The sequence below is a fragment of the Pectobacterium betavasculorum genome (assembly GCF_000749845.1).
In the GTDB taxonomy this organism is placed as follows: Bacteria; Pseudomonadota; Gammaproteobacteria; order Enterobacterales; family Enterobacteriaceae; genus Pectobacterium; species Pectobacterium betavasculorum.
On the sequence record NZ_JQHM01000012.1, the window covers coordinates 1 to 14,475 of the forward strand.

14 protein-coding genes are annotated in these 14,475 nt (G+C 52.0%); 3 read left to right on the plus strand and 11 right to left on the minus strand.

Annotation, left to right across the window (positions count from 1 at the left end; translation table 11 throughout):
* Positions 1-278 precede the first annotated feature (278 nt).
* Genes hemG through pepQ form a run of 4 tightly spaced genes read right to left on the minus strand, consistent with a single transcriptional unit; the run spans position 279 to position 4,277 of the window.
* Entirely contained in the window at positions 279-818 is a 540-nt protein-coding gene (gene hemG, locus KP22_RS17045; RefSeq protein WP_039307241.1) for a menaquinone-dependent protoporphyrinogen IX dehydrogenase, read from the minus strand.
* Between the two features lie 21 nt (positions 819-839).
* Positions 840-2,291, minus strand: coding sequence for a Trk system potassium transporter TrkH (trkH, locus tag KP22_RS17050; protein ID WP_039307243.1), 1,452 nt, complete (start codon positions 2,289-2,291; stop codon positions 840-842).
* Positions 2,292-2,334: 43 nt separating this feature from the next.
* The gene (locus tag KP22_RS17055; RefSeq protein ID WP_039307247.1) at positions 2,335-2,946 is read right to left on the minus strand and encodes an IMPACT family protein; all 612 of its coding nucleotides are present in this window, start codon (positions 2,944-2,946) and stop codon (positions 2,335-2,337) included.
* Positions 2,946-4,277 carry a Xaa-Pro dipeptidase gene (gene pepQ / locus KP22_RS17060; protein ID WP_039325372.1) on the minus strand — a complete coding sequence of 444 codons (1,332 nt, stop codon included), beginning with the start codon at positions 4,275-4,277 and terminating at the stop codon, positions 2,946-2,948. Before pepQ ends, KP22_RS17055 begins: the two co-directional genes overlap by 1 nt.
* A gap of 185 nt (positions 4,278-4,462) precedes the next feature.
* On the opposite strand from pepQ, the gene fadB reads away from it, so the two are divergent.
* Both fadB and fadA read left to right on the plus strand, forming a co-directional pair.
* Positions 4,463-6,652: a fatty acid oxidation complex subunit alpha FadB gene (gene fadB, locus KP22_RS17065; RefSeq protein WP_039325374.1), complete on the plus strand. Its 2,190-nt coding sequence runs from the start codon at positions 4,463-4,465 to the stop codon at positions 6,650-6,652.
* 11 nt (positions 6,653-6,663) lie between these two features.
* Entirely contained in the window at positions 6,664-7,827 is a 1,164-nt protein-coding gene (fadA, locus tag KP22_RS17070; protein ID WP_039307252.1) for an acetyl-CoA C-acyltransferase FadA, read from the plus strand.
* Between the two features lie 93 nt (positions 7,828-7,920).
* On the opposite strand, the gene fre is transcribed toward fadA, so the two are convergent.
* On the minus strand, positions 7,921-8,622 hold the full coding sequence (gene fre, locus KP22_RS17075; protein ID WP_039307254.1) for an NAD(P)H-flavin reductase: 702 nt from the start codon (positions 8,620-8,622) through the stop codon (positions 7,921-7,923).
* Between the two features lie 52 nt (positions 8,623-8,674).
* Positions 8,675-10,171: a 4-hydroxy-3-polyprenylbenzoate decarboxylase gene (gene ubiD / locus KP22_RS17080; RefSeq protein ID WP_039307256.1), complete on the minus strand. Its 1,497-nt coding sequence runs from the start codon at positions 10,169-10,171 to the stop codon at positions 8,675-8,677.
* Positions 10,172-10,371: 200 nt separating this feature from the next.
* Here ubiD and rfaH point away from each other — a divergent pair, with 200 nt between their 5' ends.
* Positions 10,372-10,860: a transcription/translation regulatory transformer protein RfaH gene (rfaH, locus tag KP22_RS17085; protein WP_039325377.1), complete on the plus strand. Its 489-nt coding sequence runs from the start codon at positions 10,372-10,374 to the stop codon at positions 10,858-10,860.
* A gap of 53 nt (positions 10,861-10,913) precedes the next feature.
* Here rfaH and hemB read toward each other — a convergent pair whose 3' ends face one another.
* The 5 genes from hemB to tatA all read right to left on the minus strand — a co-directional run bounded on the left by hemB (position 10,914) and on the right by tatA (position 14,431).
* Positions 10,914-11,936: a porphobilinogen synthase gene (gene hemB, locus KP22_RS17090; RefSeq protein ID WP_039307260.1), complete on the minus strand. Its 1,023-nt coding sequence runs from the start codon at positions 11,934-11,936 to the stop codon at positions 10,914-10,916.
* A 17-nt stretch (positions 11,937-11,953) separates the two neighbouring features.
* Positions 11,954-12,736 (minus strand): 3'-5' ssDNA/RNA exonuclease TatD, encoded by a 783-nt coding sequence (gene tatD, locus KP22_RS17095; RefSeq protein ID WP_039307262.1) that lies wholly within the window; start codon positions 12,734-12,736, stop codon positions 11,954-11,956.
* Between the two features lie 78 nt (positions 12,737-12,814).
* Positions 12,815-13,567, minus strand: coding sequence for a Sec-independent protein translocase subunit TatC (tatC, locus tag KP22_RS17100; RefSeq protein WP_039307266.1), 753 nt, complete (start codon positions 13,565-13,567; stop codon positions 12,815-12,817).
* 3 nt (positions 13,568-13,570) lie between these two features.
* Complete coding sequence (gene tatB / locus KP22_RS17105) at positions 13,571-14,167, minus strand: Sec-independent protein translocase protein TatB (RefSeq protein ID WP_039307267.1); 597 nt, start codon at positions 14,165-14,167, stop codon at positions 13,571-13,573.
* A 3-nt stretch (positions 14,168-14,170) separates the two neighbouring features.
* Positions 14,171-14,431, minus strand: a complete 261-nt coding sequence (gene tatA, locus KP22_RS17110; RefSeq protein ID WP_039325379.1) for a Sec-independent protein translocase subunit TatA — start codon at positions 14,429-14,431, stop codon at positions 14,171-14,173.
* Positions 14,432-14,475 lie beyond the last annotated feature (44 nt).

A 14,475-nucleotide genomic window follows, 5' to 3' on the forward strand; every position in this document is an offset into this window, starting at 1 on the left:
CGGTCTTGTGAGTGCCCACACAGATTGTCTGATTATATTGTTAAAGAGCAGTGCCACTTCATCGGTGGCGCGGGCTGCATATACTATGCTAATCCGCTTTAAAGTCAAGTCATTACTGACCGCCTTTGTTGAATCTTTTTCCTGTCACTGCAACTGCGTGTCGCTGTTGCCGTGTCAGTGGAGGCGCATTATAGGGACTTCTCGGCGGCTGACAAGCGCTAAATGCAAAATAATTACCGAGTGGGGATTTTTTCAGCAAAGCGCAGTAAAAGACAGCGTTATGCCGGATTTTTCGCCGCTAATTGGGCGAAATCCTGTGCGAAACGGGCAACCTGCTGCCAGTCCGTATATTCAACCTCTTTAGTGCTATCCGTTTCGCCGCCCGTCATACGCATAATGAGTTGAATCATTACCCGATCGAACCAACGATAACGCGGATAACGCAGAGCACCCGCGAACACACAACACAGATCTGGCTGCCAAGGGGAACTAAGCAGGAATTTACGCGTATAGGCATTGGTTTGTATTGTGCGCTTCTCTGGTTTACGTGCAGTGAGATTCACCGAGAAGAACGCACTAGGCAATTGTTGCAGAGAAGCCAGATGTTTATGGATAAATTGATTTACCGCTGGATGAAAGCGCCCGTACCGAATCGAGGCCCCAATAAGGACCTGGTCGTACTGACCCAGATCGATATCACTCGTATTGAGTACGTTAACAACATCACACTCCAGGGTTCCTTTCAGCGTATTCGCAATAGAGGAGGCAATCGCCCTTGTTTGCCCATCCCGACTCGAAAACACGATCAAAGCTTTCATTGTTCTTTATCCTTATGGGTACTATTCCCGCCAGAAGGTTGGCGTAAACAGCACTAAAAGCGTGAAGACTTCCAAACGACCAAACAGCATTGTCAGTATCAGAATCCATTTCGCCGTATCATTCATCGACGTAAAATTCTCAGCGACGACGCCCAACCCCGGCCCCAGATTATTCAATGTGGCAGCGACCGCAGCAAACGCGGAGAAATCATCAACGCCTGTTGCAATAACGGCCAGCATGCTGACAATGAAAACCAGTGCATACGCGGAAAAGAATCCCCATACCGCTTCAAGGATGCGCTCCGGTAACGCTCGGTGGCCCAACTTAATTGTGTAAACCGCATTCGGATGAACTAAACGCTTAAGCTCGCGCGATCCTTGTAGGAAAAGCAGAAGGATACGAATCACTTTCAAGCCACCGCCGGTTGACCCCGCGCACCCGCCAATAAACGCGGAGCACAGAAGCAGAACCGGCAGAAAAAGTGGCCACGATGCAATGCTATCCGTCGTAAACCCTGCGGTTGTCGCCATGGAGACAACCTGAAAGAATGCCTGATTGATCGTCTGCATCCCGCTGTCATAAACATGGTGGACCCACAGGACAATCGTACACACGGCGACTAGCGACAACTGAACAAAAATGAACATGCGGAATTCCGGGTCACGCCAGTATACCTTCAGGCTGCGGCCGCTCAGCAGAGCAAAGTGCAAGCCAAAGTTACAACCGGAAATCAGCAGGAATATCGCGATAATGGTGTTAATCGTTGGGCTATTGAAGTAGCCAATACTGGCATCGTGGGTAGAGAACCCCCCGACCGATACCGTAGAGAAGCTATGCCCAATAGCATCAAATACCGGCATGCCCGCCAGCCACAGCGCAACGGCACAGGCAATGGTGAGTAAGAGATAAATCAGCCACAGCGTCTTCGCCGTATCGGCAATACGCGGGCGCATTTTGTTTTCCTTCAACGGCCCCGGCATCTCGGCACGATAAAGCTGCATCCCACCGACACCAAGAATCGGCAGGATAGCAACCGCGAGTACGATGATCCCCATCCCACCAAACCATTGCAGCATTTGCCGATAAAACAGGATGGCTTTAGGCAATGAATCCAGCCCGACCAGCGTGGTCGCCCCCGTTGTCGTTAACCCAGAGAACGATTCGAAAAAAGCATCCGTTAAGCCCAAATTAGGGTGTTCAGCAAACAGGAAAGGCAGCGCACCAACGCTTCCCAGCACCGTCCAGAAGAGGACAACGATTAGGAACCCTTCTCGAGACTTCAGCTCATGCTTCTGCTTGCGGTTTGGTAGCCACAGCACGATGCCAATGGCCAGCGCGACAAAAAACGTCTGCGTAAAGGCCCGACCTGCGCCATCGCGGTAAATTAACGCCACCAGTCCAGGAATAACCATCGTCCCGGAAAAAAGGATAACCAACTGGCCGACAATACGGGTTATGGCGCGCAAGTGCATCGCAGGGAATTCCTTAATGATTCATAAAAAAGCGCTGGGATTATTATGGAATCGGCAATAAATGCAACGCACCGCGACTTAAATCACGCAATTTCGTTGCCGCTTCCTCGGTTCCTCTGACAGGTATAGAGAACCGCAATACGACATCCACGCCATACTCACTATGCAAAACTTTTCCGCCAAGCTGAAAGATGAGTGATTCAACCTGGGGTAACAGTGCATAGTCACATTGTAAGCCATACTCTTTTTGCAAGACTTTCTCTTGCAACGATAGCAGCTTCAGCGCTTGCTGGACGCCACCGCCATAAGCCTTTACTAACCCGCCCGTGCCTAGCGGGATTCCGCCATAGTAACGCACCACTACGGCCGTAATCTCGCCGATACCACTTCCCATCAGTTGCGACAGCATCGGTTTACCTGCCGTACCGGACGGTTCACCATCGTCAGAAAAACCAAGCTGTTGGGAATCGTCAGGCGCACCCGCAACAAACGCCCAACAGTGGTGCCCTGCCGAGGCATGTTCTTCCCTGACGTGTTGGATAAACGCTTTTGCCGCATCGATTCCCGGCGTTGCCGTCAGGATCGTAGTAAAGCGGCTTTTCTTGATTTCCTCACTGAAGCTCACGGGCGCAGCAGGGATGGGATACGCTTGCATCAGGCCAGATTCTGGTCGCGCGTCATGTTTTCCACACGTCCTTCATGAATGACAATATTATCCTCGATGCGAATACCACCAAACGGTTTCAGCGCATCGATTTTTTGCCAGTCAAAGTGTTGGCTACATTCACTATCACGCCACGGCGCGAGCAAGGACTCAATGAAATAGATGCCCGGTTCGATCGTCATAACCATGCCAGGCTCAAGCACACGGGTACAACGTAGGTAAGGATGCTGTGCCGGCGCCGCCAGATGTGTACCGCGATCGTCCTGCATAAAACCAGCAACATCATGTACCTGCAAGCCCAGCGGGTGGCCAAGGCCGTGCGGCAGGAAAGGCGATGTAAGCCCCTGCTCTACCATAGCTTCTTCGCTGATATCCCGAACCAGCTGATGTGATTTCAGTAGTTTCGCAATCCGCTGATGCATCTGAATGTGGTAATCGGTATAGCGCACTCCCGCCTGAATGGTCTCAATCAGCGCAAGCATTTCCTGATTGAGATCTTTAATCAGTTGAGCAAAAGTCCCATCGCTCTGCGCAGAATAGGTTCGCGTGAGGTCAGCAGCATATCCGTTATATTCGGCGCCCGCATCAATCAGAAAACTGCGGACATCCGAAGGCGCCTGATGATCCAACTGGGTATAGTGCAACACCGCTGCGTGTTCGTTTATCGCGATGATATTACCGTAAGGTACATCGATATCCCGATGCCCAGTGGCCGTCAGATACGCCAAATTAATATCGAACTCGCTCATGCCGGAAAGAAATGCTTCATGCGCTGCACGATGGCCGATAACCGCCGTCTTCTGTGCTTCACGCATGCAGGCCAGCTCGTAGTCTGTTTTGTAAGCGCGATGATAGTGCAGATAATCCAACACACCCTGAGGATTGATATTGCCCGCTCGAATCCCCAAATCCTGCGCACGTTGTGGTGCATAGCCGATATAGGCAACACGCTCTCGCTGCGCTGGAAGCAGTTGCCCGATATCATTGGCATTCCGTAGCACGGCAATATCAATCTCTTCGGTCCAGAAGCTCTCGGGAGCCGGAGCAACGTTGTGCCAGTAATCAACTGGCGAGTAGAACCACAGCTTCGGCGGATTAACGCCGTCAATCCATAGCCAGCAGTTCGGTACCTGAGTGACTGGCACCCAAGCTTTAAACTGCGGGTTAACTTTAAAAGGATAGTCGTGATCGTCCAGAAAAACGGTCAACAGCTCACCAGAGTGAATCAGTAATGCGTCAAGCTGATGGCGCGCTAAAACCGTCTGAGCACGCGTTTGCAGCGTAGCCAGATGGTGATGGTATAAAGAAGCCAGCTTTTCCATGAGTATCCTTGTACGTCACGACATGATCCCTTCATTTTAACACAGGCATCACCCAAGGGCAGCGTCCGGTGCTTTGTGATCGATTCGGCAAAAAATTAATCTCCCGTTTGCAAAAAATTAACATTATAACCACAATTCAATTATCTGGTCATACCAGATCACTAACACAAACAGCGGAGATAAACATGCTTTATCAAGGTGAATCCCTCTACCTTAATTGGCTTGAGGACGGCATTGCCGAGCTGGTATTTTCTGCCCCAGGCTCCGTTAACACGCTAGATACCCGCACGGTTGCCAGCCTGGGTAAGGCACTGGACGTTCTGGCGGAACAGCCGAACCTGAAGGGATTACTGCTGCGATCAGACAAACCCGCATTTATTGTCGGTGCCGATATCACAGAATTCCTTTCTCTTTTTGCCGCGCCAGCCGAAAAGCTGCATGAGTGGCTTGTCTTCGCCAACTGTATTTTCAACCGTCTTGAGGATTTACCCGTTCCCACGCTGTCCGCGATTAATAGCTATGCGCTAGGAGGCGGCTGCGAATGCGTGCTGGCAACCGATTTTCGCTTAGCAACGCCAGATGCACGAATCGGGTTGCCAGAGACTAAACTAGGGATCATGCCAGGCTTTGGCGGTACAGTCAGGCTACCGCGCCTGCTGGGTGCAGACAGCGCGCTGGAGATTATCGCCGCAGGTAAAGACGTCAGCGCAGCCGATGCTTTAAAAGTGGGGCTGCTGCAGGCTGTTGTCGCCAATGAAAAGTTGATTCCCGCCGCTATCAAGATGCTAAAACAGGCTATAAATGGCGAATTGGACTGGCAGGGTTACCGACGCCCGAAACTTGAGGCGCTGAAACTCAATAAAATTGAAGCTATGATGAGCTTTACCACCGCTAAAGCGATGGTGCTACAAACCGCCGGGAAGCATTATCCAGCACCGATGTTAGCGGTAAAAACCATCGAAGCCGCCGCGACCATGACGCGAGATGATGCATTGCAACTCGAAACGCAGCACTTCGTTCAACTGGCGCGTTCAAATGAAGCTCGCGCACTCGTCGGTATTTTCCTCAACGATCAATATGTGAAAGGCAAAGCGAAGAAGCTGATTGGCGAAACATCCGTGCCTCAGCAGGCCGCCGTGCTGGGTGCGGGCATTATGGGCGGAGGGATTGCCTATCAGTCCGCGTTCAAGGGTGTGCCGATTCGGATGAAGGATATCAACGAGAAGCCCCTCGCGCTGGGGATGAATGAAGCAGCCAAGCTCCTGAATAAACAGATGGAGCGAGGTAAGCTAGACGGAATGAAAATGGCGACGATTTTAGCCAACATTCACCCGACGCTGGATTACGCCGGGTTCGAACGTACCGATATCGTCGTTGAAGCTGTGGTAGAAAACCCGAAAATCAAAGCCAGCGTTTTAGCGGAAACCGAATCGCACGTTAGCGAGCATACGATTCTGGCTTCGAATACCTCAACGATTCCAATTGCGGTGCTGGCTGCGTCGTTAAAGCGACCGCAAAATTTCTGCGGTATGCACTTCTTCAACCCAGTACACCGCATGCCGCTGGTCGAAATTATTCGCGGCCCTAAAACCAGCGACCGTACCATCGCCAGCGTAGTGGCTTATGCCAGCAAGATGGGCAAGACACCAATTGTCGTGAACGACTGCCCTGGATTCTTCGTGAATCGCGTTCTGTTTCCCTACTTTGCAGCATTCAGCTTACTGCTCAGAGACGGTGCCGATTTCCGCGAGATCGATAACGCCATGGAGAAGAAATTCGGTTGGCCGATGGGGCCAGCCTACCTGCTCGATGTTGTCGGCATTGATACCGCTCACCATGCCCAAGCGGTGATGGCAGAAGGCTTTCCACAGCGGATGGCAAAAGATTACCGTGATGCGATTGACGTATTGTTTGAGCATCAGCGCTTTGGGCAGAAAAATGGTCAGGGTTTCTACCGTTATCAAACAGATAGCAAAGGGAAGCTGCGCAAAGAACAGGATGAAACTGTAGATACATTTCTTAAAGACATTAGCCAACCGAAGAAAACGTTCAGCGCAGAAGAGATTATCGCTCGGATGATGATCCCGATGATTAATGAAGTTGCGCGCTGTCTGGAAGAAGGTATTGTCGCCAGCCCTGCCGAAGCGGACATGGCACTGGTATATGGATTAGGTTTCCCTCCCTTCCACGGCGGAGCCTGCCGCTATCTGGATACGTTGGGCAGTGCGCGTTATGTCGAGATGGCGCAACAGCTGGCTCACCTTGGCGCCATCTATCAGGTGCCTGACGGCTTACAGCAAAAAGCCAAAAACAATGAAGGCTATTATCCATCGGTCGCGCCACACGCGGACGTTTCCCACGGTCAACCGGCATGAGGACAGGAAATATGGAAAAGGTAGTGATTGTTGATGCCGTACGCACGCCGATGGGGCGATCCAAAGGCGGAGCCTTCCGGCAGGTGAGAGCCGAAGACCTGTCCGCGCACCTGATGCGTAGCCTATTGAGCCGAAACGCAGCGCTAGACGCCCATGAGATCGACGATATCTATTGGGGATGTGTACAGCAGACGCTGGAGCAAGGTTTCAACGTGGCACGCAATGCCGCTTTACTGGCTGAAATCCCGGTGAGCGTACCCGCCACTACCGTTAACCGACTCTGTGGCTCTTCTATGCAGGCGCTCCACGATGCTGCCCGTGCGATTATGGTGGGCGATGCGAATGTCTGTTTAATCGGCGGCGTGGAGCATATGGGACATGTGCCGATGAATCATGGGGTCGATTTTCATCCAGGACTGAGCCGCACCGTAGCTAAAGCCGCAGGAATGATGGGGCTGACGGCCGAAATGCTCGCGCGTATGCACAACATTAGTCGTGAGATGCAGGATCAATTCGCCGCCCGCTCACACCAGCGAGCTTACAACGCCACCCAATCTGGCGCATTTCGTCATGAAATCGTCCCCACGGCAGGCCATGATGCCGACGGCGCGCTGCAACGTTTCGATTATGATGAAGTGATTCGCCCGGATACTACCATCGATAGTCTTGCCGCTCTCAAACCAGCATTCGATCCGGTTAACGGCACGGTGACAGCTGGGTCATCCTCAGCGTTGTCCGATGGCGCATCGGCCATGTTGATCATGAGCGAATCCCGCGCAGCATCATTAGGTTTACCGGTGCGGGCCCGCATTCGGGCGATGGCCGTGGTGGGCTGCGATCCCTCTATTATGGGCTATGGTCCTGTCCCGGCCACTAAACTGGCGCTGAAGCGAGCAGGCTTGAGTCTGGCCGATATCGGCATCTTTGAACTGAATGAGGCATTCGCCGCCCAAACGCTACCCTGCATTAAAGATCTGGGTCTATTGGAACAGCTCGATGAAAAGGTCAATCTCAACGGCGGAGCCATCGCGCTGGGTCACCCGCTCGGCTGCTCGGGGGCTCGCATCTCTACCACATTGATTAATCTGATGGAAAGCCGAGACGTTCAGTTTGGTGTAGCGACGATGTGCATCGGCTTGGGACAGGGTATTGCGACGGTATTTGAACGCCCCTGAGCGTAGACAAGCTCTGCAAGCAACGCCCGTAGACACAAAAAATCCCACCGCTGTGGGATTTTTACTGTTTATCTCTTACTGTCGCCGACGGCTTTAAATAAACGAAAATGCGTCGCTGAACATATGGGCAGTCAGCGCACCGCGCTCGTTGCAAAAACGTTCACGCGCAATTTTCGCCATTTCAAAGCGCCCGGCAATGTAAATATCTTGTTCAGCCAGTGAACCATAATCCTGCAATACTGCGCTCAGAACGGTACCCGTTCTGCCATCCCACCCTTCTTCTGGCTGTTCGACGACAGGCACCACACGCAGATTCGCGTGGTTGGCTGCAAAACCCTCAAGCTCTGTTAAATCATACAGATGCTGGGATTCACGTCCGCCCCAGTAAATGGAGATATCGCGATCGGGTTGCTGTGCCAGCGCGGTCAGCAGAATAGAGCGCACGTACGAAAATCCAGTTCCACCGGCAATCAATACCAGTGGACGCGTACTTTCTTCCCGCAGCCAGGCTTCACCATGCGGAATATCGACCGTCAGGGTTTTTTCCTTGTGAATGCGTTCCATCACCGCCATCGCGTAAAGATTCAGTTCGGATGCCCCAATGTGCAACTCGATAAAATTTTTATCCATCGGGGTTGATGCCAGTGAGAAAGGACGTTTATCCCGATCGCCCATCACTACCATCAAATACTGACCAGCCCGAAAGGAAAAAGGCGCTTCAGGTAATAAACGAACGCGATAGACCGTATCGGTTATGGCTTCAACCGAAGTCACTTTACAGCTCAATGTTGTCATGCATTCCCTCTATAGGGTCATAAAAGCAAAACTGAGAACAGAGCAGCAGCCGTTAACGCCGGGGCTCTCTGTCACTAAAAATGGCTAGCTCGTCCCATATTTCATCAATGCGGGCACAAACCTGCGGGTCTTTCTTGATGGGGTGTCCCCACTCACGCTGCGTTTCGCCAGGCCATTTATTGGTGGCGTCCAGACCCATTTTGGAGCCCAGACCAGAAACCGGTGAGGCAAAATCAAGATAGTCTATCGGTGTATTTTCCACTAATACCGTATCGCGTGCCGGATCCATGCGCGTAGTGATCGCCCATATCACGTCTTTCCAGTCGCGCGCGTTTACATCATCATCGCAGACAATGACGAATTTCGTATACATGAACTGACGTAAAAAAGACCAGACGCCCATCATGACGCGTTTGGCATGGCCCGCGTACTGTTTCTTCATGGTAACGACCGCCAGACGGTAAGAGCAACCCTCCGGGGGCAAATAAAAATCGACAATCTCAGGAAACTGCTTTTGCAGGATCGGCACGAAAACTTCGTTCAACGCCACGCCCAGCACGGCGGGTTCATCCGGTGGCCGCCCCGTGTAAGTCGAGTGATAAATGGCATTCTGGCGTTGAGTGATATGCGTGACGGTAAAGACAGGGAAGTGATCGACTTCATTATAATAGCCGGTATGGTCGCCATAAGGCCCTTCAGCCGCCATTTCTCCGGGTTCAATATAGCCTTCAAGAACAATTTCCGCGCTGGCGGGGACTTCCAAATCGTTCGACAAACACTTCACAACTTCAGTCTTATGCCCACGCAGTAAACCCGCAAAGGCATATTCCGATAGCGTGTCAGGCACCGGCGTCACTGCACCGAGAATCGTCGCTGGGTCAGCACCCAGCGCAACAGCCACGGGGAAACGTTGCCCCGGATTTTCCTGACACCACTCTTGAAAATCCAGTGCGCCACCGCGATGAGACAGCCAGCGCATAATCAGTTTGTTTTTACCTAGCACCTGCTGGCGATAGATCCCCAGATTCTGCCGCTCTTTGTGCGGCCCACGTGTCACGGTGAGCCCCCAGGTAATGAGCGGCGCAGCGTCTTCAGGCCAGCACTGCATCACCGGAATCCGACGCAGGTCAACATCATCACCCTGCCAAATCTGTTCCTGACACGGTGCCGAAGACAGCCGTTTCGTCGGCATATTCAGTACCTGACGGAACTTCGGCATTTTATCGACCAGATCGCGAAACCCTTTCGGTGGCTCCGGTTCTTTCAAAAATGCCAGCAGTTTGCCCACGTCTCGTAATGCGCTGACCTCTTCCTGTCCCATTCCTAAAGCAACACGTTTCGGCGTGCCAAATAAATTGCACAGCACTGGCATGTCATAGCCTTTTGGGTTCTCAAACAGGAGGGCTGGACCTTCCGCACGCAACGTCCGATCGGCAATTTCCGTCATTTCAAGGTAGGGATCGATGGGCTGAGTAATGCGTTTCAACTCCCCTCTCTCTTCCAGCAGCGAGAGGAACTCGCGTAAGTCACGGTATTTCATGCTATTCATCGGGGGCAGTCTATCGTTGTGGCTATTATAAAGTCTCTTCGCCAACCTGTCGCTTCCCGCAGCGCCTATTTATGGCAAGAATCTAATCACCATCAAGAATCCGATCGCCAAAATGTGGTAACAAAAATATCTGCCGAAAATTTTTTATCCGTGCTTGCTTTTGTTATGCTTGCTTGTCGGAATCATAAGTCTGCGAAATTATGGAAGCCTGGTACTTACTGTATTGTAAACGTGGTCAACTGCTGCGAGCGAAAGAACACCTGGAACGTCAGGAAGTAATCTGCGTGAGCCCGATGATCACGCTGGATAAAATCGTTCGCGGTAAACGAACTGAAGTCTGTGAGCCGCTGTTCCCGAACTACCTGTTTGTGGAATTCGACCCCGAACGTATCCACACCACTACCATCAGCGCCACGCGCGGGGTGAGTAACTTTGTGCGATTTGGCGCACTACCCGCGACTGTTCCACAGCAGGTTATTGATGAGTTGTCACTTCGCCCCATGCAGGTAATCATTGATCCACTGACGCCACAGCCTGGCGATAGCGTGGTCATTACTGACGGTATTTTCTCTGGTCTTCAGGCTATCTACACCGAACCTGACGGCGAAGCCCGCTCGATGTTATTGCTGAATATGTTGAACAAGCAGGTCAAGCAGAGCCTCGATAATCGCGAGTTTCGCAAAGCCTAGTTTGCCCCTTTGCCCCATCCGGTGCGTTTACACCGCACCGGATGAGAACTGGCTTAGCGTTGCATATGCTGATCGTGTAGCCACTGTGCAACACGCTTGGCAAAATAGGTCAGGACACCATCCGCACCCGCACGCTTAAAGCACAGCAGAGACTCCATCACTACCGGTTGCTCCTGCAACCAGCCGTTCTGAATCGCCGCCATGTGCATCGCATACTCGCCAGATACCTGATAAGCAAACGTCGGCACACCGAACGTATCTTTGACGCGGCGAACCACGTCCAGATAAGGCATTCCCGGCTTGACCATCACCATGTCCGCGCCTTCCTGCAAATCCTGCGCAATTTCCTGCAAGGCTTCATCGCTGTTGGCCGGGTCCATCTGGTAGGTTTTCTTGTTGCCACCTTTCAGATTACCCGCTGAGCCCACGGCATCACGGAAAGGTCCGTAATAGCACGATGCATACTTAGCCGAATAGGCCATGATTTGAGTATTGATCAGATTTTGCGCTTCAAGAGTGTCGCGAATAGCGCCGATGCGGCCGTCCATCATATCGCTAGGCGCAATAATTTCTGCTCCGGCTTCAGCATGAGACAGAGCCTGACGCACCAAAATCTCCTTGGTGACGTCATTAATCACATAGCCATCTTCGTCAATAATCCCGTCCTGCCCGTGTGTGGTATAGGGATCGAGCGCCACATCCGTCAGCAAACCCAGCTCTGGAACGGCGTCCTTCAACGCACGGATCGTGCGAGGAACCAGACCATCTGGGTTATAGGCTTCTTCGGCATAGAGCGATTTCTTATCCGCTTCAATAACGGGGAACAGCGACAGTACCGGAACACCGAGCTTAGCGATCTCTTCGGCTTCTTTAAGAAGCACGTCGATAGTCATCCGGTATACCCCCGGCATTGAGGGAACTTCCTGACGATGATTTGTCCCTTCCATCACGAAAACGGGATAAATCAAATCATTTACCGTCAGTTGATTTTCAGCAACAAGGCGACGGCTGAAATCATGGCGGCGAATGCGACGCATACGTCGGCCAGGGAAAGTGCCGGGAAAAGCATTGCTCATGTCATTATTCTCCTGAATCAGGCCAGCCGGAAAACCCGGCGGGCATTTTCATCTGTTGTCTGTCCCAGCCATGTGGCATCTTCTCCACGCCACTCCGCAATCTGGCGAATAATATGGGGCAGATAACAGGGTTCGTTACGGCGGGATGCCGGTTTAGGGCGTAAATCCCGGGGTAACAGATAAGGTGCGTCGGTTTCCACTAACAGCCGATCGGCAGGAATGTGCGGCAATAAGGCGCGTAGCTCAAGCCCGCGACGCTCATCGCAAACCCAGCCAGTGATACCGATCATCAGACCCGCGGACAGACACTCATCCAATTCGTGGCGATTCCCGGTAAAGCAGTGAACCACGGCGGCAGGTAACTGACTCAGCCATGGCGTCAGCAGGGAAATAAAGCGGGGATGTGCGTCACGGCAATGAAGGAAAACGGGCATAGACAGCTCAGCCGCTATCGCTAACTGTGCACTGAATGCGCGTTCCTGCTCATTTGGAGTAGAAAAATTACGGTTGAAATCCAACCCACACTCGCCAATGGCAACCACGGAGGCAGAGTTTGCCATTTGGTGGAGTTGTTCAGCGATAGCGTCATTCCATTGGCTCGCATCATGCGGATGGACACCCGCCGTTGACCAACAGTAATCGGGATAGGTTTGCGCCAGCAACATCGCCTGATGGCTTTCCTGGGCGTTGGTTCCCGTGATCAAGATGCCACTGACACCCGCTTGCTGTGCCCGGATGACGACCTGCTCCCTGTCTTTTTCAAACTGGGAACTGGTTAGATTGACACCGATATCAAACATGACTCTCACTCTGGCGAATAAAAAATAAGACCTCTCAAAGAGAGGTCATTTTACCGTCCTGCCGCAGGAAACCGTGGGTTACTGCGATGGCTCTTCCGTTTCAGTTCGTCGGCCTTTGCCAACATAAAACCGCGCGAAGAACACACCGATTTCAAACAGCAGATACATCGGAATCGCCAGTAGTGTCTGTGAGAAAACATCCGGTGGCGTTAGCAGCATCCCAACAACGAATGCGCCCACCAATATATAAGGCCGCTTTTTCTTCAGATCTTCTGGCGTCACCACTCCACTCCAGCAGAGCAGCACAATGGCAACTGGCACTTCAAACGATACGCCAAACGCCATGAACAGCGCCATAACAAAATCGAGGTAGTTATTGATGTCGGTCGCAATCAACACGCCAACGGGCGCGGTTTTCGCGAAAAAGCCAAATGCCAGCGGGAACACCACAAAGTACGCAAACGCCATGCCTGAATAAAACAGCAGGCTGCTGGATACCAGCAACGGCATCATTAAGCGACGTTCGTGTTTATACAGGGCAGGAGCCACAAACGCCCATACCTGATAGAGCACCAGCGGCGCAGCAACAAACACTGAGACAATCATCGTCAGTTTTATCGGCGTAAAGAAAGGCGAGGCGACATCAGTCGCGATCATGCTGGCACCCACCGGCAATTGCTTGATGAGCGGGGCAGAAACCACTTGATAAATGTCATTGGCAAAGAACACCAGCACAACAAATACGGCCAGCACACAGATAATGCTATTCAGTAGCCGCTTGCGTAGCTCAATCAGGTGGCTAATTAGCGGTTGAGTCTCTTCATCGGCCATAAACTAACGACTATCGCTCGGTTGGCGGGCAGAAACAGCAGAAGACTGGGACTGCTCAGGTTTGACATTATCGTTACCGACAGACACATCACTTGTAGCGGCGTTACGGCCATCATTGTGATTCTCAGCAACAGCACCGTTCTCAGGCTTCTGTTGGCTGTCTAACGGACGTACTGCGGTTTCCGCGTCAATCACCCCGTCGTAGGCCGCTTCAGGATCGTTTAACGGGGTATTACTCTGCGGTTCCGCCGTCGCACTGTGATCGTCTGATTTTTTGGTATCATCCGATTTTTGTGGTGAGGGCGTCTCGGTATAGCCACGTTTCATCGCTTCTGCCGCCTCTTTGAGTTCATCCATTGAGGCTTTCAACTCAGGCGACAGGTTCTGCAAACTGGCTTTTTCGACTTTCTTCAGGCTGTCCTGAAACTCCTGGAGTTTCAGTTCTTGGGATAGCTCATTTTGAACCGTAGACGCCAGTGAACGCAGCGTTCGGATCCAGCTTGCAACCGTTCTGACTGCCACAGGTAAACGCTCCGGCCCGAGGACAATCAGGCCGAGAACCATCACCAATAGCAGTTCACCAAAACCGATATCGAACACAGATTACACCTGCTCTTTATGCTGGCTCTTCGTGTCACCCTGCTTGGCGTCTGACTGGTTGTCAGCGATAGATTTGGTAGAGAAATCAGCATCGGGCTGCGTTTTGTCTGCATTAGTAGACGGCTGATCGTCACCCATCGCTTTTTTAAAGCCTTTGATGGATGCACCCAAGTCTGATCCCAGTGTTCTCAGCTTGTTGGTACCGAACAGCAAGATGACGATAACTGCGATAATCAACAGGTTCCAGAGACTAATACCACCCATAACATTTACCTCTTTTCAAAAAGGGGAACGACAGAATTCTCGTT

What these genes read in the sequence shown, in the direction of transcription:
- hemG (WP_039307241.1), bottom strand. Translation starts at nt 818, where the DNA reads ATGAAAGCTTTGATCGTGTTTTCGAGTCGGGATGGGCAAACAAGGGCG.
- trkH (WP_039307243.1), bottom strand. Translation starts at nt 2,291, where the DNA reads ATGCACTTGCGCGCCATAACCCGTATTGTCGGCCAGTTGGTTATCCTT.
- KP22_RS17055 (WP_039307247.1), bottom strand. Translation starts at nt 2,946, where the DNA reads ATGCAAGCGTATCCCATCCCTGCTGCGCCCGTGAGCTTCAGTGAGGAA.
- pepQ (WP_039325372.1), bottom strand. Translation starts at nt 4,277, where the DNA reads ATGGAAAAGCTGGCTTCTTTATACCATCACCATCTGGCTACGCTGCAA.
- fadB (WP_039325374.1), top strand. Translation starts at nt 4,463, where the DNA reads ATGCTTTATCAAGGTGAATCCCTCTACCTTAATTGGCTTGAGGACGGC.
- fadA (WP_039307252.1), top strand. Translation starts at nt 6,664, where the DNA reads ATGGAAAAGGTAGTGATTGTTGATGCCGTACGCACGCCGATGGGGCGA.
- fre (WP_039307254.1), bottom strand. Translation starts at nt 8,622, where the DNA reads ATGACAACATTGAGCTGTAAAGTGACTTCGGTTGAAGCCATAACCGAT.
- ubiD (WP_039307256.1), bottom strand. Translation starts at nt 10,171, where the DNA reads ATGAATAGCATGAAATACCGTGACTTACGCGAGTTCCTCTCGCTGCTG.
- rfaH (WP_039325377.1), top strand. Translation starts at nt 10,372, where the DNA reads ATGGAAGCCTGGTACTTACTGTATTGTAAACGTGGTCAACTGCTGCGA.
- hemB (WP_039307260.1), bottom strand. Translation starts at nt 11,936, where the DNA reads ATGAGCAATGCTTTTCCCGGCACTTTCCCTGGCCGACGTATGCGTCGC.
- tatD (WP_039307262.1), bottom strand. Translation starts at nt 12,736, where the DNA reads ATGTTTGATATCGGTGTCAATCTAACCAGTTCCCAGTTTGAAAAAGAC.
- tatC (WP_039307266.1), bottom strand. Translation starts at nt 13,567, where the DNA reads ATGGCCGATGAAGAGACTCAACCGCTAATTAGCCACCTGATTGAGCTA.
- tatA (WP_039325379.1), bottom strand. Translation starts at nt 14,431, where the DNA reads ATGGGTGGTATTAGTCTCTGGAACCTGTTGATTATCGCAGTTATCGTC.